Origin of the sequence: Massilia polaris, assembly GCF_012927275.1 — a bacterium.
GTDB lineage: Bacteria > Pseudomonadota > Gammaproteobacteria > Burkholderiales > Burkholderiaceae_D > Telluria_A > Telluria_A polaris.
The window spans coordinates 104807-128561 of sequence record NZ_JABBGG010000001.1 but is presented as its reverse complement, the minus strand read 5'-3'; the positions used below and the strand labels follow the sequence as shown (position 1 = coordinate 128561).

Genomic DNA, 23755 nt, shown 5'->3' with positions numbered 1-23755 from the left:
CTCCTTGGACGGAAAGAGCAATTGTAAGGCACGTTGGTATTGGTGTGCCGTCGCCTACCGCGCAGTTCCTGCTGAGCGAAACCATCCATCAATTGCAGAGAGCGATGCTCTTTGACCTCTGGTCTATCAGTACCGCGAATTTTTGAAGTATGTGCGCGCCCACCAGTAACTCTGGAAAGCGCTCCGACACCCTTACCTCCACATCCGAGATGTTGACGGCGCCAATCTTAAAAGGGCCGCCAATGATCGCGCGTTTAGTTTCGATCTTCGTATTTGTCAGCGTGCCCGGTCCTGCTTGCTCGAACGGAGCGCTTGCGACTTTCTCGTATAGAGCCTGGGGCATAACGAACGTTACGTTAGCGCCAGTATCGAGGTTCGCCTCGGCCTGGATACTACCGACGGATACAGGAATACGAAATGCACGCTCGTACTTGAGAATATTCTCACCTGTTGAAGGAAGGGGAATTGTCCGACTGAATGACAGGGTCTTTTTAGGGTAGTCCAGGATTAGCAGGCCGTCCGCAAAGAAATCACGTGCAATGATTCCGTGGAAAGCGGCGTCAGCTGACATGCGGCCACTGTAGTTGCGGGTAATAACATCCAGTCCATTCTTAGACAGGCGGCCCAGCTCGATGGAATCAAGATGTACCGTATCGACCGTTGCGGCCTGCACTCCGTCTGAGGTGCTGGTTGTTCCTTGCGTCCTCAAGTCTAGCGCAGCGACCAGCCGCGTATCCGCGCGCGCCAGTCCACTTGCGCCCGTATCGATGGCAAATCTAAACGGACCGCGATTGTTCACGCGGGCTTGTACGTAAATCCGGCCGTCGACAACGTCGAAAGGAATTTGCATGTCGAAGTTTTCGCTCGGCGCATTGACCAGCTTGCAGGCGTCTCGCGAAGCAGCTGGCGCATTGGCCATGCCGGCCAATGCGCCAGCAGGGGAACCAAGGCAGGACAGGCACAGGGCTGACAGGATGAGTGCGGACTTGGACATTGGTTTCTCCGTGGAAGAAAACGCCAGTGTCGCTGCGCGCTACTGTACATGCATCTGATTTGCGACGAACCGCCATAGGGGGCGACGAAATCGCAAGCTGGCGGATACAACTTGCGCCCTGACACGGCGCGCATCCACGAATGAACAGGCAGCAGCTTCCAGGAAACCATTACGCGCTTCCCGGCGACTCATGTTGCCGCGCCGGCTGGCAGCACCCCTGCAGGCGACGCCAACAGCGCGCCGCTCAACAGGAGCCTGCCGAGCATCAGGTATTGACGCCGGTCTTCGACTGAGTCGGCAGCGGCGTGCCAGGCCGCCACGAACGCGACATCGCCTGCGCTTCCTCGATCTGATCCTGCGACATCCGCCGTGCGATGGCGGCGCGCTGCTCGACCGCATTGGCATTGCCGCTGGCCGCCGCGAGGTTCCACAGCATATAAGCCAACACCATATCCTGCGGCAAGCCAGCGGCGTGGTAGCGGTACATCAGCCCAAGCGCGTGCTGTGCTTCAGCATGGCCCTGCTCCGCTGCCTTGCGGAACCACGAGATCGCTGTCTTGTGGTCCTGCGGCACAGCGTTGCCGGTGTAATACATGGCGCCGACGACATACTGCGCGTCGGACTTGCCCTGCAACGCCGCCTTGCGGTGCCATTGCAGCGCCTGCTTGTAGTCGCGCGCCACGCCGCGGCCCATGTAATACATCAGGCCGAGCAAATGCTGCGCTTCCGCATGGCCCTTCTTGGCCAGCGGCGTGACTTCCTTCAGTGCCAGCGCATAGTTTTTGGCATTGTAGGCGTTGGCGCCTTCAGTGAAGCCCGCCACCGCGCTGGTGTGCAGGCCAAGTGCGAATGTGATCGCAACGAATAATTTTTTCATGTCTCAAACCGGGTTCTGTTTGTACACCCTGCTGGTCCTCTTTCAGAAGGACTACTCTTTATTATTTCCAGCTGACCTTGCCGAGGCCGTCGACGCTGACGCTGCGGTTCAGCGGCTTGCCGTACACCGTCACCGAGCCCATCCCCGACAAATTCAGGTTGGCGTTCTCGCGCGCCGTCACCGAGGCATTGCCCAGGCCGCTCAACTCCAGGTTGACGGTGTCGACCTGGAAGTGCTGCGCGTCGAGTCCGCCGAGGCCGCCGAGCGTTGCCCTGAGCCACTTGCTGCGTCCGTTCAGGGTGACGAAACCGGCGCCGCGCAAGTTCAGGTCGATGCCTTCGCTGTCGACACCCTCGATGTTCATGCTGCCGACGCCGCCGAGGCTGGCCGTCACGATGCGGTAATTACAGCTGACTTTCATGGAACCGGCGCCTTCCAGCGACAGGTCGAGCTCGTCACCTGAGAAGCCGCGGATCTCGGTCCAGCCGACGCTTTCGGACGAGACTTCGCGCAGGCTCGGCAAGGTCAGTTCGGCGCGCACACTGTTGTGGCGGTGCAGCTTGAAGCCGCGCATTTCGGTGCCGATGTTCAGCGTGTCGCCGTGCTGCACGACGGTGGTTTTTTCCAGCCAGCGCTTGTCGCCTGTGATGACGAGTGCAGGTACCGGGCCCTGCCGGAGCTTGAGGTCGATGACGCCGTCGAGCTTGACGCGGACGGCGCGCGCGTCGACTGGCCGGGTTTCGGTCACGATGTCGTCGCCGGACGCCGCGAAGACGCTTCCGATCAAGGCAAAGAACGCCGCAACGGCGACGCCAATGTTCAGGTACTTACTCATCCCATCTCCAGACAATTTTGCTGCCAGCCACAGGGGCTGGCGCGCTTGGTTTTATGCCGTGCGTGCACGTTGGTTGGTCAATACACTACCAGTTAGCTGATTTGTATTCCAGCGGATTGTTCAGCGGCCGAATTTCTTGCGATTTCATCAAGCTGCGACTATAACCAGCCGCCCTCATCCGAACTACCAAAATGCGACGAACTGCATTTTTTACTATACAGATGACAAATACGGGGGATGGCGTTGCTTCATGATGTGCATAAGGGGATCTGGTTTGACGTGAGGGCACGTCAGGGCGATACTCTGGCTCGACTCCCGACTGGCGCCCGCATGCAAATAAGCTCTTCTGAACCGTATGACGCAATCGTTGTGGGCAGCGGGCCTGGCGGCGCGGCGGTCGCGCGCGAACTCGCGCGGGCAGGCAAGCGCGTGCTCATCCTTGAACAGGGCAGCGCCGCGCCGGTGACTGGCAAGCTCGGGCAGATGGCGGCAATGGCAGCGGTACCGGGCCGCGGCGCGTTTGTGCATCGTGACGCTTCGCTGCTAGTGCAAGGGATCACCGCCGGCGGCAGCTCTACAGTGAACTTCGCCACGGCTGCGGCACCTCCCCTTCCGATGTTCGCCGCCCATGGAATCGACCTTGCTCCGGCGCTGCGGGAACTGCGCGCCGAATTGCCGATCGGCCCGCTACCGGATTCTCTGGTGGGGCCGATGGCCGCTCGCATCATGGAGGCGGCGCGTTCGCTGGGCATGGACTGGCAGAAGCTCGACAAGATGATCCGACCGCAGATTTGCCGCAGTGGGTGCTGGCGGTGTGTGTATGGCTGCCCGTTTGGCGCGAAGTGGACCGCGCGCGACTTCGTTGACGAGGCGATCGGGCACGGCGCGACGCTGCTCGATGGGGCGAAGGTGTTACGCGTGATTGTTGAAAACGGTACTGCGACCGGCGTCGAGCTCGTCCGCGGCGGCGTCCGCGAGCGCGCGCTGGCGAAGGTGATTGTGCTCGCGGGAGGCGGTATCGGCAGCCCGCGCCTGCTGCACCACTCGGGTCTGATGCCGGGCAGCGCGAGCTTCTTCAGCGATCCGGTTGTCGCCGTGATGGGCAGTGTGCCGGACATCGACGGCGGTGCGGAGGTGCCGATGGCGGCGGGGATGCGGCTGGATGAAGACGGCATTTCGCTGGCGGATATGACCTTGCCGAAGCCGATGTACCAGGGCTTCACCGCACAGGTTGGACGCTTTGACCGCCTGTTTGCGCACAGTCGGACCTTGTCGATTATGGTCAAGATACGCGACGAGATCGGCGGGAGCATCGGACCGCGCTGGGTTGATAAAACCTTGTGTGCCGCGGACCGCAAGAAGCTGAAGGAAGGGGCCGACACGGCGCGCAGCATCCTGAAGGCGGCTGGCGCACGGCACATATTCAAGAGCTGGCACTTTGCCGCGCATCCGGGCGGCAGCGTGCGCATTGGGGCGGGTGTCGACAGTGACTTGCGTACGGCGACGCATGGCCTGTATGTATGCGATGCGTCGGCGATTCCGGAGGCGTGGGGGCTGCCGCCGACGCTGACTTTACTGTGCCTCGGGAAGCGATTAGGGTCGCAACTGTCCGCAGACCTCTGACACCACGAACGTCGTTCCCATCTAACGGTGACACGGCATAAAAAAACCGCCAGACGCTTGCGCGCTGGCGGTTTTTTACTGGCCGAAGCCGAGGCTGATTACTGAGCGGCTGGCGCTTCAGCAGCACCTTCAGCTGCCTTCATCGACAGCTTCAGGCGGCCGCGGTCGTCGGTCTCGAGGACCTTGACGCGCACTTGCTGGCCTTCTTTCAGGTAGTCGGCAACGGCGTTCACACGCTCATTGGCGATCTGCGAGATGTGCAGCAGGCCGTCCTTGCCTGGCATGACCTGGACGATCGCGCCGAAGTCCAGCAGCTTCAGCACAACGCCGTCGTAGGTCTTGCCTACTTCGACCGATGCGGTCAGCTCTTCGATGCGGCGCTTGGCTTCCTGGCCGGCAGCAGCGTCAACTGAAGCGATGGTCACAACGCCTTCGTCGCTGATGTCGATCTGGGTGCCGGTCTCTTCGGTCAGTGCGCGGATGACTGCGCCGCCCTTGCCGATGACGTCACGGATCTTCTCCGGGTTGATCTTGATGGTGATCAGGCGTGGTGCGAAGTCCGACAGTTCGGTCTTCACGTGCGGCATCGCCTTCTGCATTTCACCCAGGATGTGCTGGCGGCCTTCTTTGGCTTGCGCCAGCGCCACCTGCATGATTTCCTTGGTGATGCCCATGATCTTGATGTCCATCTGCAGCGCGGTAATGCCAGCGGCAGTACCAGCAACCTTGAAGTCCATGTCGCCGAGGTGATCTTCGTCGCCCAGGATGTCGGACAGGACTGCGAACTTGCCGCCTTCCTTGATCAGGCCCATCGCGATACCGGCAACGTGTGCCTTCATCGGAACGCCGGCGTCCATCAGCGCCAGGCAGCCGCCGCAGACCGAAGCCATCGACGACGAACCGTTCGATTCGGTGATTTCCGAAACCAGGCGTACCGAGTAGCTGAAGTCTTCAGGTGCTGGCAGCGCAGCGATCAGCGCGCGCTTGGCCAGGCGGCCGTGGCCGATTTCGCGGCGCTTCGGGGTGCCTACACGGCCGGTTTCGCCGGTGGCGAACGGAGGCATGTTGTAGTGCATCATGAAGGAATCGGTGTACTCGCCCATCAGCGCGTCGATCTTCTGGCTGTCGCGTGCGGTGCCGAGGGTAGCGACGACCAGCGCCTGCGTTTCACCGCGGGTGAACAGCGCCGAGCCGTGGGTACGCGGCAGGACGCTGGTGCGGATCGCGATCGGACGCACGGTGCGGGTGTCGCGACCGTCGATGCGCGGCTCGCCGTTCAGGATTTGCGAGCGCACAACTTTGGCTTCGATGTCGAACAGGACGTTGCCGACGTCGACGTTATCGGCCGCAGCTACGCCGCTCGCTTCAGCGTCGGACTTGAGTGCCGCGTAGACGTCGGCGAAGGTCGACTTCAACTTGGCGGTACGGGCTACTTTGTCCTTGATCTGGTAGGTCTCGTTGATCTTGGCGTCGGCCAGTTCTTTCACGCGGGCGATCAGCGCTTCGTTCTTGGCAGGAGCGATCCACTCAACTTCCGGCTTGCCGCCGTCGCGTACCAGGTCGTGGATCGCGTCGATGACTGCTTTCATCTGGTCATGACCGAACACGACTGCGCCCAGCATGATTTCTTCGGACAACTGCTTGGCTTCCGATTCGACCATCAGCACAGCGGTCTCGGTACCGGCGACAACCAGGTCCATTTCCGAGGTCTTGAGCTGCGTGGTGGTCGGGTTCAGGATGTACTGGCCGTTGGCGTAGCCGACGCGCGCTGCGCCGACCGGGCCGTTGAACGGTACGCCGGAAACCGACAGGGCTGCCGATGCGCCGATCATCGCGGCGATGTCCGGATCGATCTCAGGGTTGACCGACAGGACGTGAATGATGACCTGGACTTCGTTCAGGTAACCTTCTGGAAACAACGGACGGATCGGACGGTCAATCAGACGCGAGGTCAGGGTTTCTTTTTCGGATGGACGGCCTTCACGCTTGAAGAAGCCGCCTGGGATTTTACCTGCTGCATAAGTTTTCTCGACGTAGTCGACCGTCAGCGGGAAGAAGTCCTGGCCCGGCTTGGCGTCCTTGCGTGCAACGACGGTTGCCAGCACGACCGTATCTTCGATCGACACCATGACGGCGCCGGAAGCTTGACGAGCGATTTCGCCGGTTTCCAGGGTCACGGTGTGTTGGCCGTACTGGAAGGTTTTGGTAACTTTATTAAACTGTAACATGGGTAATCCCTTTCTATTTGCCGACAGATTTTCAGGAGCTGTCGTTCACCTCACCACAGACAACCAAGGTTGCCTTTACGACTTATTTACTGCTTTTTAAATGAAAAATGCCCGCGACAGCGAACTGACGCAGGCATTTCACTAAATCTTGTGCCGCAAAAATTATTTACGCAGGCCGAGTTTAGCGATCAGGTCGCGGTAGCGGCCCAGATCTTTGCTCTTCAGGTAGGACAGCAGGCTCTTACGACGGTTGACCATCATGATCAGGCCGCGGCGCGAGTGGTGATCCTTCTGGTGTGCCTTGAAGTGGCCGTTCAGTTCGTTGATGCGTGCGGTCAGCAGTGCAACCTGAACTTCTGGGGAGCCGGTGTCGTTCTGACCACGAGCGTTGTCCGCGATGATCGCGGCTTTGTTGATGTTTTCTACGGACATGATACTACCTTTCACATGCGGTGCAAGAGTCGGAACCCAGCGCACCGTGAACTTCGATGGATAAAGCTGACCAAACGGCCAGACCCGCAAGTATATGTCAAAACGCATCGTGCAGCCAGTGCTCATTGCGGTTGGCTGAGGCATCATAGGATTTTTCGGGATCGGGAGTAGTTTTTATGCAAAAACTTGTCAAGATGCTCATGATTGGAGGTGTGGTCGCGCTGGCGGGGTGCGTGGGGCTGACGCGCACTGCGCCGGTTGTTGGCGACACCGTGGCGGACACACAGGCCAAATTCGGGCTGCCGACGGCCGTCTACCCTGCTCCTACGGGACAGGTAATGGAATACGCGACCGGGCCGATGGGCCAGTACACCTGGATGGCCAATGTCGGGCCCGACGGACGGCTGGTGTCGTTCGAGCAGGTGCTGACCGGCGAGAAGTTCGCGACGCTGAAAATAGGCAAGTCGCGCAAGGAGGACGTGCTGCGCACGATCGGCAGGCCGGCCGAGACCTCGTTCCTGTCGCTCCCCCAGCTGGAAGTATGGTCGTACCGCTACAAGGAAGCCGGCGTGTGGAACTCGATGATGCACGTCCACTTCGACCGCAGCGGCGTGCTGTCGATGATGCAGAACGGGCCGGACCCGATGTACGAGGAACGGCGCTTCTTCAAGGATTGAACGGTTGCGGACAACTCAACGGAGTCACCCGCGACACGGGGTGTTTTTACGGTTAAATTCGTCGACATAAGCTTTCATCTCGGACTCCGTAAGAGACGCAGGCGGCGGTTCCATCACTGGCATCCCATCGGGACCAAACACGACCTCCTTAGGAGGAATTTCGTTTGGACAGGCCGGGCTCGATCTCGGTAGCGAGCTGGCCAACGCAAATAATTGTTCCCGCAGAGGTGAGCCAGCAACGTTGGCGCCGATCCAAAGTTCGTAATAACGCCGGCCCTCGGTCCACGAAAGGTGGGAGATTGCGTCGCCGGCGCCAGCCTGTAGCACACTTAAGCGAGCTGGCATTCCGTTGATCCGCTCGGGCTCGTCCGCGGGATTGCGCGAGATGCTTGTGCCATCCGCGGACATGTCGTGCTCGAAAAGGGTCACGATATGACCGCCTGGCATTTGGAAACCTCGGTAGAGGCGGGACTTTGTCTTGCTCACGCCTTCCGCCATGCCCCCAATGCTTTTGAACTGCGAGAATGGGGTTCGCGCTAACTCTACTGGTGGAAACGCCAGGTCCTCGTAGGCCCTCGACATAGGTTCGAACGAAATCTTGTATCGCTCAAGGTTGGCTTCGCACACATGCAGGAAGCCGTTCTTCCTTACCTCGGCGCGCTCACGCTCTTCAGCCGCTGCAAACCCGGGAGTCCCGGGTGCCATACCAAGACCGCAGGATTCACCGGGTACGGGAGCAGCGCGCGAGAGCAAGGTATAGGCGATGACCCCAATTGCGCCGATCCCGATCCATATCCATCGGCTCGTGTGGATGCTTTTTTTCATTTAGCGACTTCATTCGATGCATGGAGATAGGGTCCATCTTACAGTGAGGGCACGTAAGCCGGAGCTAGCAGATATAACGGTCGTGTTTGCGCAAGAGCCTGCCTATACTGCCGTTTGATGACGCCGACTTCGCCCTTCCCTGACAATAACCGCCGGCCGGTTGCGCTCGCGCTGACCGTGGCCATACACTTGGCACTGCTGTACGGATGGCGTCTCAGCAACCGGGTCAGCGTCGATAATGACAACGACTCCGGTAGTCGCATCCAATGGCTGCTTGTACCGAAGCCGGAGCCGGTAACAGCGCCGCGGCCGCTGATTCCAATACGCGCGGCCATCGCTCCGCAACTGCGGGTTCAGGCCGCTCCAACTCGGCAGCGTAAAGCGCTTCCATCTGCGTCGGCCGATCTACCCGCCGACGAGGAGCCTGCGCCCGTGCCTGGCATCAGCATGATGGACCGGGCCAGGAGCGCCGTTGGCGGAATTGATCGAGCGTTACAAGAAGCGAACAAGAGCAAGCTGATTCGCGCCAAATCCATTTCGACGCAGATGCGGCTGGAGCGCGCGATGCAGAAGGCGCACGATATGGCGCCGAACAGATGGTACGAGGCGCCGAAGGTCACCGAGATTATTGATCCGGGCGGGTATGGACGGCGGCGCTACCGCGTGGTTGGCGCCAACGGGACGTATTGCGTGACGATCGAATCGAACCATGCGCCGGACGGCATCGACAGCATGCAGCACGGGATCAAGCCGAAGCTGACCACTTGCCCGCCCGACGAACAGGAAGCGACGAAGCAGGACTGGTGACACGCGCCGTCATCCTGATGCGAGACAGCGCCGCGCGTGCGGCGTTGTCGCCCGCCAGGATCGCGCGTTCCTGTTCGTCCCTGGCCGACATCCCCGGACCGCGAACAGCTGGCGCGATCAGAACATCGGCCTCCGCCATTTCTGGTTTCGCGACCCGGCAGCTTTGGGCGTGCATGACACGGTGGACGACAGCAAGTGCCGCGAGACCGTCGGAACGAGGTCCCTGGGGGTCGCCGAGGAATCGAGCGAGCGGAAGGTTGGCCGCGAGCTGGTGCTCACGCGCCTCGTGGAAGTGCTGCTGATTGAAGCGTTGCGCTCGGCGGCGGGGAAAGACGCACCTCCGGGACTGCTGCGCGGACTGGCCGATGAGCGGCTCGCGGTAGCGATGCGGCAGATGCATGGCGATCCGGCGCGAACCTGGACGATGGCCCAACTGGCGAAGAAGGCAGCGCTTTCGCGCTCGGCGTTCTTCGACCGGTTCACGCGCGCCGTGGGCATGCCGCCAATGGAGTACCTGCTGGCCTGGCGCATGGCGGTGGCGAAGGATCTGCTCCGCCACCACGACGTAGGGCTCGCCGAAGTGGCCGAACGCGTGGGTTATGGCTCGGCCAGCACGTTCAGCACCGCTTTCAGCCGGCATGTGGGCCAGCCGCCGAGCCGCTACGCGCGCGAGCGCTAGCGAAGTTTGCTGCGCATTGTTACAGCTGCGGGTTGACCCGCTCGATCTTCGAATGCAGCTTGTTCAGCCCCGACAGGTACGCCTTGGCCGACGCCACAATAATGTCGGGGTCAGACCCCACCCCATTCACAATCCGCCCGGACCGCGACAGGCGCATCGTCACTTCGCCCTGCGACTCGGTGCCGTTGCTGATCGCGTTGATCGAGAACAGCACCAGCTCGGCGCCGCTGGCGGCCTGCTTTTCAATCGCGTTGACCGTCGCGTCGACCGGGCCGTCGCCCTCGCCTTCGCAGGTGTGTTCCTGGCCGTCCATGGTGAACACGACCTTCGCCTTCGGCGTCTTGCCAGTCTCGGACTGCTGCGCCAGCGAGACGAAGCGGTAATGCTCGCCCTCGCTCGCGTGCTCTTCGTCGGATACCAGCGCCATGATGTCTTCGTCGAAGATCTCCGACTTGCGGTCGGCCAGTTCCTTGAAGCGCGCGAACGCCGCGTTCACGTCGTCCTCGGTCTTGAGGTCGATACCCAGTTCCTGAAGGCGCTGCTTGAACGCGTTGCGGCCCGAGAGCTTGCCGAGCACGATCTTGGTCGCGGCCCAGCCCACATCTTCGGCGCGCATGATCTCGTAGGTCTCGCGCGATTTCAGCATGCCATCCTGGTGGATGCCGGATGCGTGCGCGAACGCGTTGGCGCCGACGACCGCCTTGTTCGGCTGCACCGCGAAGCCGGTAATCTGCGAGACCATCTTCGACGCGGCCACGATCTGCGTGGTGTCGATGCCCAGTTCAAGCTTGAAGATGTCCGGGCGCGTGCGCACCGCCATCACCACTTCTTCCAGCGCCGTGTTCCCAGCCCTTTCACCCAGGCCGTTGATCGTGCATTCGATCTGGCGCGCGCCGCCGATGGTGACGCCCGCCAGTGAATTGGCGACCGCGAGGCCGAGGTCGTTGTGGCAGTGGACCGACCAGATGGCCTTGTCCGAGTTCGGGATGCGTTCGCGCAGGCGGCGGATGGTTTCGCCGAATACTTCCGGCACCGCGTAGCCGACGGTATCGGGGAAGTTGATGGTGGTGGCGCCTTCGGCGATCACGCCTTCCAGCACGCGGCACAGGAAGTCTTCTTCCGAACGGCTGCCGTCTTCCGGGCTGAACTCGATGTCGTCGGTGTGCTGGCGTGCGTAACGAATGGCCTGTTTGGCCTGTTCCAGCACCTGTTCAGGCGACATGCGCAGCTTGACCTGCATGTGCAGCGGCGAGGTGGCGATGAAGGTGTGGATGCGTTTGCGCGGCGCCGGCAGCAGCGCTTCAGCGGCGCGCGCGATGTCGCGTTCATTGGCGCGCGACAGCGAGCAGATGGTGGAGTCCTTGATGACGCTGGCGATTGCGCGGATCGCTTCGAAGTCGCCCGGCGAAGCCGCTGCGAAGCCGGCTTCGATGACGTCGACACGCAGCCGTTCCAGCTGGCGGGCGATGCGGACCTTCTCCTCGCGGGTCATCGATGCGCCCGGCGATTGTTCGCCGTCGCGCAGGGTCGTGTCAAAAATGATGAGGCGGTTCGAGTTGGTCATGGAGGGGCTCCGTATAGGCTAAATAAATTGCAGGCGCCCCGCCATCGACCAACGTCGACGGTCAGCGGCGCTCGCTCGCGTCAACCGGTTCGTCGTCGGTCTGCACGATGCTCACTGGCTTGCCCTTCGCAAGGCGCCAGAGATACACGGCATAACCGGATAAACCATATAAAACAAAAATCGGCATCAAAACTTTGGGCGGGTCGATCGAGACCAGCGCCAGCGCCAGCGCGATCAGGAACACCACGATGAACGGCACCGACTTGCGGAAGTTCACGTCCTTGAAGCTGTAGTACGGCACGTTGGTGACCATCGTCAGGCCGGCGAACAGCGCGATGGCGAACGAGATCCACGGCATGCGGAAGCCGCTGATTTCAAGGTCGTTCATCAGCAGCACAAAGCCGGCGACCATCGCCGCGGCCGCAGGGCTGGGCATGCCCTGGAAGAAGCGCTTGTCGACGACTTCGATGTTTGTATTGAAGCGGGCCAGGCGCAGTGCGGCGCCGGCGCAGTAGACGAAGGCGGCGATCCAGCCAAGCTTGCCCAAGCCGCGCAGCGACCATTCGTAGATCACCAGCGCGGGCGCGGCGCCGAACGACACCATGTCGGACAGGCTGTCGTACTGGGCGCCGAATTCGGATTGGGTGTTGGTCAGGCGCGCGATGCGGCCGTCCAGGCTGTCGAGGATCATCGCGATGAAAATCGCCCACGCTGCGTATTCGAAGCGCTGGTTCATCGACATGACGATCGCGTAGAAGCCGCAGAACAGCGCCGCTGTCGTGAACGCGTTAGGCAGCAGGTAGATCCCGCGCGAACGCACCGGCATGCCGGCGGCGTCGAATTTCTGGCGGCGGCGGAAACGGGGAAGTTTCGCGGGCTTCGCGGACAGGGTTCCGGGTTTTCGGCGGCGTGGGAAGGAGGGCATAAGTTTCCGTTTCAAGTGATTGTGTCGCTCTTTGCGGCCGCGCCCTGTTGAGGCGCGCCTGTGCCCAGGTATCCCGGGCCACCTTATTATAGTAGGCGGCCCGCCAACTTAGCGAACAGATACTGTTACTTGAACTTCACCTTTCCTACGAGACGCATTTGCAGCGTGGTTTCGCCGGGCTCGAAACTCGGCTCTGCGACCTGGCCCGAGTCGGCCATTTGTGCCTTTGCGGCGCGCATGCCCATGCCTTCGACGCGCTCCTGGCCGCCGGCGTAATTACCCGAGCCTTCGAAATCGACCGTGTCGAGCACGGCGTCAGCCGGCTGGCGGCCCATTGCTTTGGCGATCGAGGCGATGCGTTCGCTCAGGTTGCTGTAGGTGACGGCGATGCGCTGCTCATCGAGTTTTTTGGTTGTCTCCGGGGAGAGGCCGTAGTTCAGGCCGTTCAGCCCCAGGATTTTTTGCGCGGCGGCCGCCGTCTTCGGCAGGCCGGTCAGGTTGTGGGTCTTTACTTCCAGATACTGCCCTACCCGCCAGCCGACGATGTTTGGCTTCGGCATCGTGCCGTTTGGCAACGGGCGAACTTCCGAGTAGACCGGATAGGTGTAGTAGCCGTAGGTTTTCAGCTTGGCCCGCGGATCTTCCTTGCGGATGATTTCGGTGCCCTGCTTCATCTTCTGGTTGACGCGCGATGCGGCCGCGGTCTTATCCTTGTCCTGCTCTTCGATCATGAAATGGGCAAGGGCCTCGTCGTTGGGGTGGGTGACTTCGCCGAATGCGGGGACGACGACCATGGTGCCGGCGGTCGACTGGGCATAGGCTTGCGAAGCCAGCGCGACGCTGGCAAGGACGAGGACGGTTTTGAACGACATTGTTTTTCTCCAAGGGTTGATGCGCGGATGACCGCGTTGTGTCAACGATACAATCAAATCAATATTTGCTGGGGGATGGTAATAAAAAGTTGCAAATTGGTTTGATTGGGGCCTTGGGAGAGTCCAGGGATTTTGTTACGGGTGATGGGTTCCCGTTTTCGCGGGAACGACGACAGATCGTCGTTCCCGCGAAAACGGGAACCCATGCTGAGCTCGCGTGAACTTAGTTCTTCGACTGATCCACCAGCTTGTTCTTGGCGATCCAAGGCATCATCGCGCGCAGCTTCTCGCCAACCTGCTCGATCTGGTGCTCGGACGTCAAACGGCGGCGCGAGATCAGGGTCGGCGCGCCGGCCTTGTTCTCAAGAATGAAACTCTTCGCGTACTCACCCGTCTGGATGTCCTTCAGGCACTGGCGCATCGCTTCCTTGGTCTGCTCGGTCACGATCTTCGGGCCGGTGACATATTCGCCGTATTCCGCGTTGTTCGAAATCGAGTAGTTCATATTCGCGATGCCGCCTTCGTAGATCAGGTCGACGATCAGCTTGAGCTCGTGCAGGCACTCGAAGTAAGCCATCTCCGGCGCGTAACCAGCTTCGGTCAGCGTCTCGAAACCGGCCTTGATCAATTCAACCGCACCGCCGCACAGCACGGCCTGTTCGCCGAACAGGTCGGTCTCGGTTTCTTCGCGGAAGTTGGTTTCGATGATGCCGGCACGGCCGCCGCCGTTGGCCATCGCATACGACAGCGCGATGTCGCGTGCCGAACCCGACTTGTCCTGGTACACGGCGATCAGGTGCGGCACGCCGCCGCCGGCAGCGTAGGTGCCGCGCACGGTGTGGCCTGGCGCTTTCGGGGCGATCATGATGACGTCGAGGTCGGCGCGCGGCACGACCTGGCCGTAGTGGACGTTGAAGCCGTGCGCGAAGGCCAGCACCGCGCCTTGTTTGGCGTTCGGCGCGACGTTTTCGTTGTAGACCTGGGCGATGTTTTCGTCCGGCAACAGGATCATGATGATGTCGGCCGCTTTGATCGCGTCGTTGACGTCGGCAACCTTGAGGCCAGCCTGCTCGACCTTGTTCCAGGATGCGCCGCCCTTGCGCAGGCCGACAGTCACATTGACGCCGGAGTCGTTCAGGTTCTGCGCGTGCGCGTGGCCTTGCGAGCCGTAGCCGATGATGGCAACGTTCTTGCCTTTAACGAGGGAGAGGTCGCAGTCTTTGTCGTAGAAAACGTTCATGGTGGGGTCCTATATTCTTTAGTGTGGGGTATTTGAATTTAAACTTTGAGGATGCGTTCGCCGCGGCCGATGCCCGATCCGCCGGTGCGCACGGTCTCTAAAATCGAGGCGCGGTCGATGGAGTCGATGAACGCGTCGAGCTTGCCCTTGTTGCCGGTCAGTTCGATCGTGTAGGTCTTCTCGGTGACGTCGATGATGCGGCCGCGGAAAATGTCGGCGGTGCGCTTCATCTCTTCGCGTTCCTTGCCGACCGCCCTGACCTTGATCAGCATGAGCTCGCGCTCGATGTGCGCGCCTTCGGTTAGGTCGACCACCTTGACGACTTCGATCAGCCGGTTCAGGTGCTTGGTGATCTGCTCGATGATGTCGTCCGAGCCGCTGGTGACGATGGTCATGCGCGACAGGGTGGCGTCTTCGGTCGGTGCAACGGTCAGCGTTTCGATGTTGTAGCCGCGCGCGGAGAACAGGCCCACGACGCGCGACAACGCACCGGCTTCGTTCTCAAGTAGTACAGAAATAATATGGCGCATTTACAGGTCCTCCGATCCGAGCAGCATTTCGGACAGGCCCTTGCCCGACTTGACCATCGGCCAGACGTTCTCGGACTGGTCGGTGATGAAGTTCATGAACACGAGGCGGTCCTTCATGCCGAACGCTTCTTTCAAGGCGCCGTCGACGTCGCCCGGTTTTTCGATCTTCATGCCCACGTGGCCATAGGCCTCGGCAAGCTTTTCGAAGTCCGGCAGCGAGTCCATGTACGACTCGGAATAGCGCGAGCCGTAGTCAATCTCCTGCCACTGGCGCACCATGCCGAGGAAACGGTTGTTGAGCATGATGATCTTTGGCGTCAGGTGGTACTGCTTGCAGGTGGCAAGCTCCTGGATGCACATCTGGATCGAGCCTTCGCCGGTGATGCAGGCGACCGTCGCATCGGGATTGGCCATCTGCACGCCCATGGCGTACGGCAGGCCGACGCCCATCGTGCCCAGGCCGCCGGAATTGATCCAGCGGCGCGGCTTGTCGAACGGGTAGTACTGCGCGGCCCACATCTGGTGCTGGCCGACGTCGGAGGTGATGAAGGCGTCGCCCTTGGTCACTTCCCACACTTTTTCAATGACCGACTGCGGTTTGATCAGGATGTCGGAATCCTGGTACTTCAGGCATTCGCGGCCGCGCCATTCGTCGATCTGCTTCCACCAGTCCTGGACGGCGGCGGCGTTCGGCTTGATCTCGGCGGCATCGAGCTGGGCCAAGAATTCGACCAGCACTTCCTTGACGTTGCCGACGATCGGAATGTCGACCTTGACCCGCTTGGAAATCGAGGATGGATCAATGTCGATGTGGATGATCTTGCGCGGATTCGAGGCGAAGTGCTTGGGGTTGCCTATCACGCGGTCGTCGAAACGGGCGCCAATGGCGATCAGGACGTCGCAGTGCTGCATCGCCATGTTCGCTTCGTAGGTGCCGTGCATGCCAGGCATGCCGACGAAGTTCTTGTTCGACGCGCGGCAGCCGCCCAGGCCCATCAAGGTGTTGGTGACCGGGAAACCGAGCTTGTCGACGATGCGGTTCAGTTCCGGAGCGGCATTCGCGAGGATGACGCCGCCGCCGCTATAGATCATCGGCCGTTCGGCCTGCAGCAGCATCTGCACCGCCTTGCGAATCTGCCCGGTGTGGCCCTTGTCCACCGGCTTGTACGAGCGCATCTCGATCTCCTTCGGATAATCGTAGACGCACTTGTGCATGCTGATGTCTTTAGGGATATCGACCAGCACCGGTCCCGGACGGCCGGTCCTGGCGATGAAGAATGCTTTCTTGATGGTCAAGGCGAGGTCGCGGACATCCTTGACCAGGAAGTTATGCTTGACCACGGGGCGGGTGATGCCCACCGTGTCGCATTCCTGAAAGGCGTCCTGGCCAATGGCGTGGCTCGGCACCTGGCCGGAGATCACCACCATCGGGATCGAGTCCATGTACGCGGTCGACAGGCCGGTGACGGCATTGGTGACGCCCGGTCCGGAGGTGACCAGCGCTACCCCAACCGTATTCGAGCTGCGCGAGTAGGCGTCGGCAGCGTGGACGGCCGCCTGTTCATGGCGCACCAATACGTGCTGGAATTTGTCTTGCTGGAAGATGGCGTCGTAGATATAGAGGACTGCCCCGCCCGGATAACCAAAGACGTGCTTGACGCCCTCTTCGGCCAGGCAACGCACGACTATCTCAGCGCCCGTGATGGGAGCTGCTGATTCGTTACTCATGATACATTCCTTTCAAAACCCATTGGGAGGTGATCGGATGCTCTTTCCTAACGAAATACGCGTGCCGCGACAGTGCTCAGGCTTCCCTTCTTTCTGCGGTCACGCCGGTCCTTCACGTACCCATAGATACGTTACGAACTGACGCTAAACGCAACTCGTTTGGCATGAGTTTCTGCAGCGGTTATGCGAACCTCTCACGCTTGTGGCGCGGGTTAGAGCAAACTGCCTACATATGAAAGCGCGTCAAATCGTTGCGGGCGTTGTGAGCCGGCCGCGACTGACCTGAGCTTCGGGATTGCAAAGCGTGCTGTAACCTTACTGCGTTGCACCATTTTGGTCAAGATAAAAAAACCGCATTTTTTGGTGCATTTATCGCCAAAAACCGTAAATATTCAGCAAGGCAGCGCGTAATTTGCTAGCATGCCTCAGTTTTTCCACCCGGCCATCCGAGACCGGCCGTACCGTTCCTCCTCTTGCATGGCAACAGATAAAGAACTCTCCGATTTTCTCGCGCATGTAGAAAAGCGCGCATTCAAGCAGGCCGTGTATGCGGTTCGCAAGGATGAGTCCGCTCTTGATATCGTGCAGGACGCGATGATCAAGCTCGCCGAAAAATACGGGGATAAACCGGCCGCCGAATTGCCGATGCTGTTCCAGCGCATCTTACAAAACACCATCCTCGATTACTTCCGCCGCGAAAAGGTCCGCAATACCTGGATCAGCCTGTTTTCGGGGCTGGGAAAGCGCGATGGCGAGCATGACGACTTTGATATACTCGACGCCTACGAGGCCGAGGACGGATCGCGGGCGGTCGAGTCGACCGCGGACCAGTTCGAACGCATGCAGACGCTGGGTTTGATCGAGGCCGAAGTACAAAAACTCCCGGCGCGTCAACGCGAAGCCTTCCTCATGCGTTACTGGCAAGACATGGACGTGGCTGAAACGGCCGAGGCGATGGGATGTTCGGAGGGCAGCGTCAAGACGCATTGCTCGCGCGCCACGCACACGCTGGCGGCGTCGCTCAAAGCCAAGGGAATTAAACTATGAACACCGACGACCTCAATTTCGCGTACAAGGTAAGACACGCCTTGAACGACAATCTCGATCACCTGCCGCCTTCGACCACGGACCGCCTGGCCGCCGCGCGCAAGCTTGCGGTATCGCGCAAGAAAGCCAACGCCATCCCGCTGCGCGCCGCCCAGCGCGCCATTGCCGGCAATGCCTCTTCCCTGTTCTCGTTCGAATGGCTCGGCCGCATGGGCGTCGCCGTGCCGCTGATGGTCATGGTCGTTGGCCTGACCGGCATCTATCAATACCAGGAAGAACAGCGCATCGCCGAAGTCGCCGAGCTGGACGCTGGCGTGCTGTCCGACGAACTGCCGCTGACCGCCTACCTCGACCAGGGCTTTAACGCCTACGTCGACGAGCGCGCCCAATGATCTGGGAGCTCGTCCGGGCAGCCGCAGTGGCCGCCGCAGTCTCCTTGTTAGCCCACGCCGGTGTTTACGCGGCCCCGCCGAAGGCTGGCGCCGTCCCGTCGCCGGCTGCCGCGACCAAGCCAGGCTGGAAGGAATTGACACCGGCCCAGCAAGCCGCGCTCGCGCCCCTGCAAGGCGAATGGGACCGGATGGAAACGGCGCGCAAGCCGAAATGGCTGGAGATTGCCAACCGCTTCTCGTCGATGCAGCCGGCCGAACAGCAGCGCATGCACGAACGCATGCGCGAATGGGTCAAGCTGACGCCCGAACAGCGCAAAGTGGCGCGTGAAAACTATGCGCGCGTCAAGAAGATCGACAAGGACCAGCGCAGCGCCAAATGGGAGCAATATCAGCAGCTTCCCGAAGAACAAAAACAGAAACTCGCCGCCGAGGCCGCGCGCAAGCGCAAGGCCGGGGCCACGCCATCCAGGCCGGGCGCCGAGCTCGCCAAGCCGGCCGGCGCGCCGCCGCTGCCGTCGCCTGTACCACCGCAAGGCCCGGCGCCTGGCAACGTACCGCCTCCATTCACCCCACCGGCCCAGCCGGCTCCGCCCGTACCAAATGCAAAATAGTAAGCCGATCATCGCAACGCCAACCCTGAAACGCCGTTTTATCTGCCTGGTTTATGAAGCGTTCCTGCTGACCGCCGTGGTCATGTTCGCGCTGTTCGTGTTTTTGTTCGCGACGCAGAGGCTGCAAGGCGGGCAGGTACAGGAATACGGTAGCCAGGTCGTGCTGTTCCTCGCCTCCGGCGCCTACTTCATTCATTCGTGGACCGGCAGCGGCCATACGCTGGCGATGAAGACCTGGCGTATCAAGCTCGTCAAGCTGGGGCACGCGACCGTTCCGTTCAAAACGGCCCTGCTGCGCTACGTGCTGGCGTGGGGCTGGGTATTCCCTGCCCTGGCAATCTGCTACGCATTCGGCCTGACCAGCAAAGGCCAGATCAGCGCCGCGCTGGCCATCAATGTCGTCCTGTGGGGCATGACCGCGCTGGCCGACAAGAATGGACAGTTCCTGCATGACCGACTGGCCGGTACGCGGTTGATCCAGCTGCCGAAGCCGGTGAAGGTCAAGAAGGCGCAAGCAATATCGTAGGGCGGCCGCTCACGGAGTCTTGAAGTATCATTAACTACTTCCACTCCGTGCGAGCCCTGACATGCCTACGCCACTGCAGATTGCAAAAGCCACCTCCTCCACGCTCGGCCCCCTCCCCAACCTCGTCAATCGCCACGGCTGCATCACAGGCGCCACCGGCACCGGCAAGACCGTCACGCTGCAAGTGATGGCGCAGGCACTGTCCGACATCGGAGTGCCTGTCTTTATGGCCGACGTCAAGGGCGACCTGTCCGGCATGGCGAAGCCCGGCGCGCTGTCCGAAAAAATGGCCACGCGCCTTCAGGCGCTCGGCGTCGAGGCGCCGCAATGGGCCGGCTGCCCGGTGACCTTCTGGGACGTCTTCGGCGAACAGGGGCATCCGGTGCGTGCGACGATTTCCGACCTCGGCCCCCTGCTGCTGGCGCGCATGCTGAACCTGAACGACACGCAGGAAGGCGTGCTGCAGCTGGTCTTCAAGGTCGCCGACGATAACGGCATGCTGCTGCTCGACACGCGCGACCTGCGCACGATGCTGCAGCATGTCGGCGACAACGCCGCCGACTACCGCACCGAATACGGCAACATCTCCGCGGCCAGCGTCGGCGCGATCCAGCGCGGCCTGATCGGCATCGAGGAACAAGGCGGCGACAAATTCTTCGGCGAGCCGATGCTCAATATCGACGACCTGCTGCAGACCGATGCGCGCGGCAAGGGCGTGGTCAACATCCTCGCCGCCGACAAGCTGATGAACTCACCGCGGCTGTACTCCGTGTTCCTGCTGTGGATGCTGTCGGAGCTGTTCGAGAACCTGCCCGAAGTGGGCGACCTCGATAAACCGAAGCTGGTGTTCTTCTTCGACGAGGCGCACCTGCTGTTCGACGAGGCGCCAAAAGCCCTGCTGCAAAAGATCGAACAGGTGGTGCGGCTGATCCGCTCGAAAGGCGTCGGCGTATTCTTCGTCACGCAAAATCCGCTCGACATTCCGGAGACGGTGCTGGGCCAGCTGGGCAACCGCGTCCAGCACGCGCTGCGCGCCTACACGCCGCGCGACCAGAAGGCCGTCAAGGCGGCGGCCGAAACCTTCCGGCCCAACCCTGCCCTCGACACTGCGCAGGTCATCACCGAGCTTGGCGTGGGCGAAGCGCTGGTGTCCTTCCTCGATGAGAAGGGCCGTCCCAACATGGTGGAACGCACATTCATCCTGCCCCCTGCCTCGCAGATCGGGCCGATCGACGCGGCCGAGCGCAAGCAGGTCGAGGCCCGTTCGATCGTCGCCGGCGTGTATGAAAAAACCGTGGACCGCGAGTCGGCCCACGAGATGATTACCGCGCGCGTAGCGGCGGCTGCGGCAAAGGAGGTATCGTTGAAGGCCGAAGTCCCGACCGCCAAACCGGCACCGGCCGGCGAAGCGTCGCTCGGCGGCATGCTGGGCGGGCTGTTCGGCGGATCCGGCAAACGCGAGTCGCCGGTACAGGCGATGATGAAGTCCGCGGCGCGCACCATCGGGTCGCAGGTGGGCCGCGAAATTATCCGCGGCGTGCTGGGCTCCATCCTGAAGAAACGCTAGCCGCTAATACGGGGCAACGACCCGCACCACCGTCTCCTTGTAGTCTTTGAACCCCATGCGCAGATAGAGCGCATGGGCGTTCGCATTGGCGCTCATGACATGCAGGAACGGTGTCTCGCCGCGCTGCAGCTGGCGCATCACGAGCTTGGACATCAAGCTGCGCGCCAAACCCTTGCCCTGGAAATCCGGATGGGTGCACACGCCGCTGATTTCGCGCAGTCCATCCGCAGCCATTCGCTCCCCGGCCATCGCGACCAGCCGCCCATTGTCGAAGTAACCGAAGTATTCACCCAGTTCCGGCGTCCGCAACCCGAACGGTCCCGGGCGCGTCAGCATGGCCAGGTCGAACGCCTGCTGCGCGTGTTCGGGACGCAGCGCGATGGCGTCGCCGGCTTCGTCAACAAGCGGCACTGGCGCGTCCCACACCATGCGGAACATCGTGGACTCGGCCTCAATGCGCCATCCTTCCGGCGCCGCGCCTGACCACCCGTCGCAGTAGAAGTGCTCACCCGGTTCGCAAAATGCACGCAGTGCCGCGAAATTGGGGCGTTCGGGGTCAGGAAAGGCGACGATCGGCGAGAACCCGGGAGCGTAGCGGCGCGCGTCGGCGGTGCCGCTCGCAAACTTCGCGTGCGCTCCGCTGAGGCAGCTCCAGATAATGTTGTCAAGCAGGGAAGGCATGGTCGGCGGCTCCTCCGAAAACGCACAGCATACCTTACAGGGAAAAATGCAGTGAGTGCGACGCTGGACACTAGCATTGAGACGTTTCTAACATTGCTCACAATCAATATTAATTTATTTGATGAAATATCTTATTTAAATGTTGCACTAAAACATCATTTAAATATCGGATTGCTATCGCCTTTTCCGAACCTGCGCTTTATTCATACCTGTTCTCCAGCTGGCTCGGCTACCCTGTTACATCTCAAGTGGTACCTAGGCAATGCATGGCCGTTGGTCGCTTGACGGTTTAGAAACACTCGCTCGTTCAAAGACTTGGAAAATTAAGATGAAGATTTCAGATGTGAAAATCGGTATTCGGCTCGGATCGGCATTTGGCGCGATCCTGGTATTAATGGGTGCAATGGTGGCGGTAGGCATCTGGGAACTGGCCAATATTGCTGAGGCTAAAGGTGAGATGAAATCCACCGCGTACAAGCAGCAGCTGGCCGGCGAATGGCTGAAAGGGACCGCAGTCAATGCGGTTCGTACCTTCGCCAAGGTTAAAAGCGAGAGCGTAGCTGACCAGCTCTACTTCGACACCGAAATGAAGAAGACAAGCGCACGCGTTTCCGAAATCCAGAAAGAGCTCGAAACGCTGATCCAGAGCGACGAAGGCAAGCGCCGCTTCGATGAAGTCGCTGTAAAACGAAAGATTTACATTGCCGCCCGCGACAGCGCATTCGCGCTCAAGACCGACGCTGCCGCCACGCCGGAAGACGTGCAGGCGCTGGTCGACAGCAAGATGATGCCTGCAATGACCGCATACATCGAGTCCGTCGAACAGGTCGCCGTGTTCCAGAAGGCGCTGTTCGACAAGGCCGACGCCACCATCGATGAAGTCTATGCGCGCGCAATCACGAACATGCTCGCGCTGGGCGGTATCAGCCTGGTCCTTGGCGCCATCATGGCATGGCTGCTCGCACGCAGCATCACGCGTCCGCTCGCCCGCGCAGTGACCCTTGCCGAGACGGTTGCCATGGGCGACCTGCGCACTGAAATCGATGTCAGCTCACGCGACGAAGTGGGACAACTGCTCGCCGCGCTCAAGCGCATGAACGAAAGCCTGCTGAAAACCGTCGTCGAAGTCCACACCAGCACCGACATGATTTCGACCGCGTCGCAGGAAATCGCGGCTGGTAATATGGACCTGTCGTCGCGCACCGAACAGCAGGCCAGCTCGCTGGAAGAGACCGCGTCGTCGATGGAAGAACTGACCAGCACCGTCAAGCAGAATGCGGACAACGCACGCCAGGCCAACGCGCTGGCCGTATCCGCATCGGCAGTGGCGGTCAAGGGTGGCACGGTGGTATCCGAAGTGGTTGTCACCATGGCCTCGATTAATGAATCGTCGCGCAAGATCGTCGACATCATCGGCGTCATCGATGGCATCGCGTTCCAGACCAATATCCTGGCGCTCAATGCGGCGGTTGAAGCGGCGCGTGCGGGTGAACAGGGCCGCGGCTTTGCGGTCGTCGCATCCGAAGTGCGCAACCTTGCGCAGCGTTCTGCGGCTGCCGCAAAGGAGATCAAGACCCTGATCAACGACTCGGTCGCGAAGGTCGATGCGGGCGGGCGACTGGTCGACGAGGCTGGCACCACCATGACCGAAATCGTTCGGTCGATCACGCGCGTTACCGACATCATGTCCGAGATCGCATCGGCCAGCCTCGAACAGACTTCGGGCATCGAGCAGATCAACATGGCGATCAGCCAGATGGACCAGGTCACGCAGCAGAATGCGGCATTGGTCGAAGAGGCGGCTGCGGCTGCGGGCTCGCTGCAGGAGCAGGCCAAGGCGCTGGCAGGCGTGGTCAGCGTGTTTAACGTGGGCGATGTTCATGGGCGCCGCGTGGTCGCCAAGCCGCCGGTCGCGATCAAGCCAGCGGCCCGTGCGGCCGCGGTGAAGCCACGCCGGCTTGCTGTAGCAAACGGTGCCGACACCAACTGGGAAGCGTTCTGAGAAAACGGCGGATACAGCCTTGGCGGCAGCCACGTGTATCCGCCCTGCAGTTGACGTACGCGGGCCGCAGGGCGGATAAGGTACGCATCCGCC

General features: G+C 61.0%; 22 protein-coding genes and 1 pseudogene. 10 read left to right on the top strand and 13 right to left on the bottom strand.

All coding sequences use genetic code 11. The annotated features are described in order from the left end of the window. Window positions 1–88: 88 nt before the first annotated feature. From HHL21_RS00610 to HHL21_RS00600, 3 genes are all read right to left on the bottom strand, one after another. Window positions 89–994, bottom strand: coding sequence for an aspartyl protease family protein (locus HHL21_RS00610; RefSeq protein WP_206085490.1), 906 nt, complete (start codon window positions 992–994; stop codon window positions 89–91). Window positions 995–1259: 265 nt separating this feature from the next. Next, window positions 1260–1871: a tetratricopeptide repeat protein gene (locus HHL21_RS00605; protein ID WP_169463340.1), complete on the bottom strand. Its 612-nt coding sequence runs from the start codon at window positions 1869–1871 to the stop codon at window positions 1260–1262. Window positions 1872–1932: 61 nt separating this feature from the next. After that, the gene (locus HHL21_RS00600; protein WP_169463339.1) at window positions 1933–2706 is read right to left on the bottom strand and encodes a GIN domain-containing protein; all 774 of its coding nucleotides are present in this window, start codon (window positions 2704–2706) and stop codon (window positions 1933–1935) included. Between the two features lie 237 nt (window positions 2707–2943). On the opposite strand from HHL21_RS00600, the gene HHL21_RS00595 reads away from it, so the two are divergent. After that, on the top strand, window positions 2944–4329 hold the full coding sequence (locus tag HHL21_RS00595) for a GMC family oxidoreductase N-terminal domain-containing protein (RefSeq protein WP_308640213.1): 1386 nt from the start codon (window positions 2944–2946) through the stop codon (window positions 4327–4329). 98 nt (window positions 4330–4427) lie between these two features. Here the strand turns inward: HHL21_RS00595 and pnp are convergent, their stop codons facing one another. Beyond that, the gene (pnp, locus tag HHL21_RS00590) at window positions 4428–6557 is read right to left on the bottom strand and encodes a polyribonucleotide nucleotidyltransferase (protein ID WP_169463338.1); all 2130 of its coding nucleotides are present in this window, start codon (window positions 6555–6557) and stop codon (window positions 4428–4430) included. A gap of 162 nt (window positions 6558–6719) precedes the next feature. Further along, entirely contained in the window at window positions 6720–6989 is a 270-nt protein-coding gene (gene rpsO / locus HHL21_RS00585; protein WP_119812589.1) for a 30S ribosomal protein S15, read from the bottom strand. Window positions 6990–7165: 176 nt separating this feature from the next. On the opposite strand from rpsO, the gene HHL21_RS00580 reads away from it, so the two are divergent. Next, window positions 7166–7666 carry a hypothetical protein gene (locus HHL21_RS00580; RefSeq protein WP_229495769.1) on the top strand — a complete coding sequence of 167 codons (501 nt, stop codon included), beginning with the start codon at window positions 7166–7168 and terminating at the stop codon, window positions 7664–7666. A gap of 24 nt (window positions 7667–7690) precedes the next feature. On the opposite strand, the gene HHL21_RS00575 is transcribed toward HHL21_RS00580, so the two are convergent. Beyond that, window positions 7691–8491 carry a hypothetical protein gene (locus HHL21_RS00575; protein WP_169463337.1) on the bottom strand — a complete coding sequence of 267 codons (801 nt, stop codon included), beginning with the start codon at window positions 8489–8491 and terminating at the stop codon, window positions 7691–7693. 117 nt (window positions 8492–8608) lie between these two features. On the opposite strand from HHL21_RS00575, the gene HHL21_RS00570 reads away from it, so the two are divergent. Then, a complete protein-coding gene (locus HHL21_RS00570) occupies window positions 8609–9298 on the top strand; it encodes a hypothetical protein (RefSeq protein WP_169463336.1) in 690 nt (229 codons plus the stop codon). A gap of 229 nt (window positions 9299–9527) precedes the next feature. Beyond that, window positions 9528–9977 (top strand): annotated as a pseudogene (locus HHL21_RS00565) (helix-turn-helix transcriptional regulator); the annotation flags it as partial. Window positions 9978–9996: 19 nt separating this feature from the next. Here HHL21_RS00565 and HHL21_RS00560 read toward each other — a convergent pair. The 6 genes from HHL21_RS00560 to HHL21_RS00535 all read right to left on the bottom strand — a co-directional run bounded on the left by HHL21_RS00560 (window position 9997) and on the right by HHL21_RS00535 (window position 16836). Further along, window positions 9997–11541 (bottom strand): 2-isopropylmalate synthase, encoded by a 1545-nt coding sequence (locus HHL21_RS00560; RefSeq protein WP_169463335.1) that lies wholly within the window; start codon window positions 11539–11541, stop codon window positions 9997–9999. A gap of 61 nt (window positions 11542–11602) precedes the next feature. Then, complete coding sequence (gene pssA / locus HHL21_RS00555; RefSeq protein WP_169463334.1) at window positions 11603–12466, bottom strand: CDP-diacylglycerol--serine O-phosphatidyltransferase; 864 nt, start codon at window positions 12464–12466, stop codon at window positions 11603–11605. Window positions 12467–12591: 125 nt separating this feature from the next. Beyond that, window positions 12592–13338, bottom strand: coding sequence for an SIMPL domain-containing protein (locus tag HHL21_RS00550; RefSeq protein ID WP_169463333.1), 747 nt, complete (start codon window positions 13336–13338; stop codon window positions 12592–12594). A 223-nt stretch (window positions 13339–13561) separates the two neighbouring features. After that, the gene (ilvC, locus tag HHL21_RS00545) at window positions 13562–14578 is read right to left on the bottom strand and encodes a ketol-acid reductoisomerase (protein WP_169463332.1); all 1017 of its coding nucleotides are present in this window, start codon (window positions 14576–14578) and stop codon (window positions 13562–13564) included. Between the two features lie 38 nt (window positions 14579–14616). Beyond that, complete coding sequence (gene ilvN / locus HHL21_RS00540; protein ID WP_093389534.1) at window positions 14617–15108, bottom strand: acetolactate synthase small subunit; 492 nt, start codon at window positions 15106–15108, stop codon at window positions 14617–14619. Further along, on the bottom strand, window positions 15109–16836 hold the full coding sequence (locus HHL21_RS00535; RefSeq protein WP_169463331.1) for an acetolactate synthase 3 catalytic subunit: 1728 nt from the start codon (window positions 16834–16836) through the stop codon (window positions 15109–15111). Window positions 16837–17313: 477 nt separating this feature from the next. Here HHL21_RS00535 and HHL21_RS00530 point away from each other — a divergent pair, with 477 nt between their 5' ends. From HHL21_RS00530 to HHL21_RS00510, 5 genes are all read left to right on the top strand, one after another. Then, entirely contained in the window at window positions 17314–17883 is a 570-nt protein-coding gene (locus HHL21_RS00530) for an RNA polymerase sigma factor (protein ID WP_169463330.1), read from the top strand. Then, entirely contained in the window at window positions 17880–18275 is a 396-nt protein-coding gene (locus HHL21_RS00525) for a DUF3619 family protein (RefSeq protein ID WP_169463329.1), read from the top strand. The genes HHL21_RS00530 and HHL21_RS00525 overlap by 4 nt, the downstream gene beginning before the upstream one ends. Continuing rightward, on the top strand, window positions 18272–18886 hold the full coding sequence (locus HHL21_RS00520) for a DUF3106 domain-containing protein (protein ID WP_169463328.1): 615 nt from the start codon (window positions 18272–18274) through the stop codon (window positions 18884–18886). Before HHL21_RS00525 ends, HHL21_RS00520 begins: the two co-directional genes overlap by 4 nt. Then, window positions 18876–19412 carry an RDD family protein gene (locus HHL21_RS00515; RefSeq protein ID WP_169463327.1) on the top strand — a complete coding sequence of 179 codons (537 nt, stop codon included), beginning with the start codon at window positions 18876–18878 and terminating at the stop codon, window positions 19410–19412. The genes HHL21_RS00520 and HHL21_RS00515 overlap by 11 nt, the downstream gene beginning before the upstream one ends. A gap of 61 nt (window positions 19413–19473) precedes the next feature. Beyond that, window positions 19474–20979: a helicase HerA-like C-terminal domain-containing protein gene (locus HHL21_RS00510; RefSeq protein WP_169463326.1), complete on the top strand. Its 1506-nt coding sequence runs from the start codon at window positions 19474–19476 to the stop codon at window positions 20977–20979. 3 nt (window positions 20980–20982) lie between these two features. On the opposite strand, the gene HHL21_RS00505 is transcribed toward HHL21_RS00510, so the two are convergent. Then, entirely contained in the window at window positions 20983–21660 is a 678-nt protein-coding gene (locus HHL21_RS00505) for a GNAT family N-acetyltransferase (RefSeq protein WP_169463325.1), read from the bottom strand. A gap of 328 nt (window positions 21661–21988) precedes the next feature. On the opposite strand from HHL21_RS00505, the gene HHL21_RS00500 reads away from it, so the two are divergent. Beyond that, window positions 21989–23662 (top strand): methyl-accepting chemotaxis protein, encoded by a 1674-nt coding sequence (locus HHL21_RS00500; protein ID WP_169463324.1) that lies wholly within the window; start codon window positions 21989–21991, stop codon window positions 23660–23662. Window positions 23663–23755 lie beyond the last annotated feature (93 nt).

What these genes read in the sequence shown, in the direction of transcription:
- rpsO (WP_119812589.1), bottom strand. Translation starts at nt 6,989, where the DNA reads ATGTCCGTAGAAAACATCAACAAAGCCGCGATCATCGCGGACAACGCT.
- HHL21_RS00510 (WP_169463326.1), top strand. Translation starts at nt 19,474, where the DNA reads ATGCCTACGCCACTGCAGATTGCAAAAGCCACCTCCTCCACGCTCGGC.
- HHL21_RS00550 (WP_169463333.1), bottom strand. Translation starts at nt 13,338, where the DNA reads ATGTCGTTCAAAACCGTCCTCGTCCTTGCCAGCGTCGCGCTGGCTTCG.
- HHL21_RS00575 (WP_169463337.1), bottom strand. Translation starts at nt 8,491, where the DNA reads ATGAAAAAAAGCATCCACACGAGCCGATGGATATGGATCGGGATCGGC.
- HHL21_RS00525 (WP_169463329.1), top strand. Translation starts at nt 17,880, where the DNA reads ATGAACACCGACGACCTCAATTTCGCGTACAAGGTAAGACACGCCTTG.
- HHL21_RS00520 (WP_169463328.1), top strand. Translation starts at nt 18,272, where the DNA reads ATGATCTGGGAGCTCGTCCGGGCAGCCGCAGTGGCCGCCGCAGTCTCC.
- HHL21_RS00600 (WP_169463339.1), bottom strand. Translation starts at nt 2,706, where the DNA reads ATGAGTAAGTACCTGAACATTGGCGTCGCCGTTGCGGCGTTCTTTGCC.
- pnp (WP_169463338.1), bottom strand. Translation starts at nt 6,557, where the DNA reads ATGTTACAGTTTAATAAAGTTACCAAAACCTTCCAGTACGGCCAACAC.
- HHL21_RS00595 (WP_308640213.1), top strand. Translation starts at nt 2,944, where the DNA reads ATGGCGTTGCTTCATGATGTGCATAAGGGGATCTGGTTTGACGTGAGG.
- ilvC (WP_169463332.1), bottom strand. Translation starts at nt 14,578, where the DNA reads ATGAACGTTTTCTACGACAAAGACTGCGACCTCTCCCTCGTTAAAGGC.
- HHL21_RS00570 (WP_169463336.1), top strand. Translation starts at nt 8,609, where the DNA reads ATGACGCCGACTTCGCCCTTCCCTGACAATAACCGCCGGCCGGTTGCG.
- HHL21_RS00535 (WP_169463331.1), bottom strand. Translation starts at nt 16,836, where the DNA reads ATGAGTAACGAATCAGCAGCTCCCATCACGGGCGCTGAGATAGTCGTG.
- HHL21_RS00605 (WP_169463340.1), bottom strand. Translation starts at nt 1,871, where the DNA reads ATGAAAAAATTATTCGTTGCGATCACATTCGCACTTGGCCTGCACACC.
- HHL21_RS00500 (WP_169463324.1), top strand. Translation starts at nt 21,989, where the DNA reads ATGAAGATTTCAGATGTGAAAATCGGTATTCGGCTCGGATCGGCATTT.
- HHL21_RS00580 (WP_229495769.1), top strand. Translation starts at nt 7,166, where the DNA reads ATGCAAAAACTTGTCAAGATGCTCATGATTGGAGGTGTGGTCGCGCTG.
- HHL21_RS00560 (WP_169463335.1), bottom strand. Translation starts at nt 11,541, where the DNA reads ATGACCAACTCGAACCGCCTCATCATTTTTGACACGACCCTGCGCGAC.
- HHL21_RS00530 (WP_169463330.1), top strand. Translation starts at nt 17,314, where the DNA reads ATGGCAACAGATAAAGAACTCTCCGATTTTCTCGCGCATGTAGAAAAG.
- ilvN (WP_093389534.1), bottom strand. Translation starts at nt 15,108, where the DNA reads ATGCGCCATATTATTTCTGTACTACTTGAGAACGAAGCCGGTGCGTTG.
- HHL21_RS00515 (WP_169463327.1), top strand. Translation starts at nt 18,876, where the DNA reads ATGCAAAATAGTAAGCCGATCATCGCAACGCCAACCCTGAAACGCCGT.
- HHL21_RS00610 (WP_206085490.1), bottom strand. Translation starts at nt 994, where the DNA reads ATGTCCAAGTCCGCACTCATCCTGTCAGCCCTGTGCCTGTCCTGCCTT.
- pssA (WP_169463334.1), bottom strand. Translation starts at nt 12,466, where the DNA reads ATGCCCTCCTTCCCACGCCGCCGAAAACCCGGAACCCTGTCCGCGAAG.
- HHL21_RS00505 (WP_169463325.1), bottom strand. Translation starts at nt 21,660, where the DNA reads ATGCCTTCCCTGCTTGACAACATTATCTGGAGCTGCCTCAGCGGAGCG.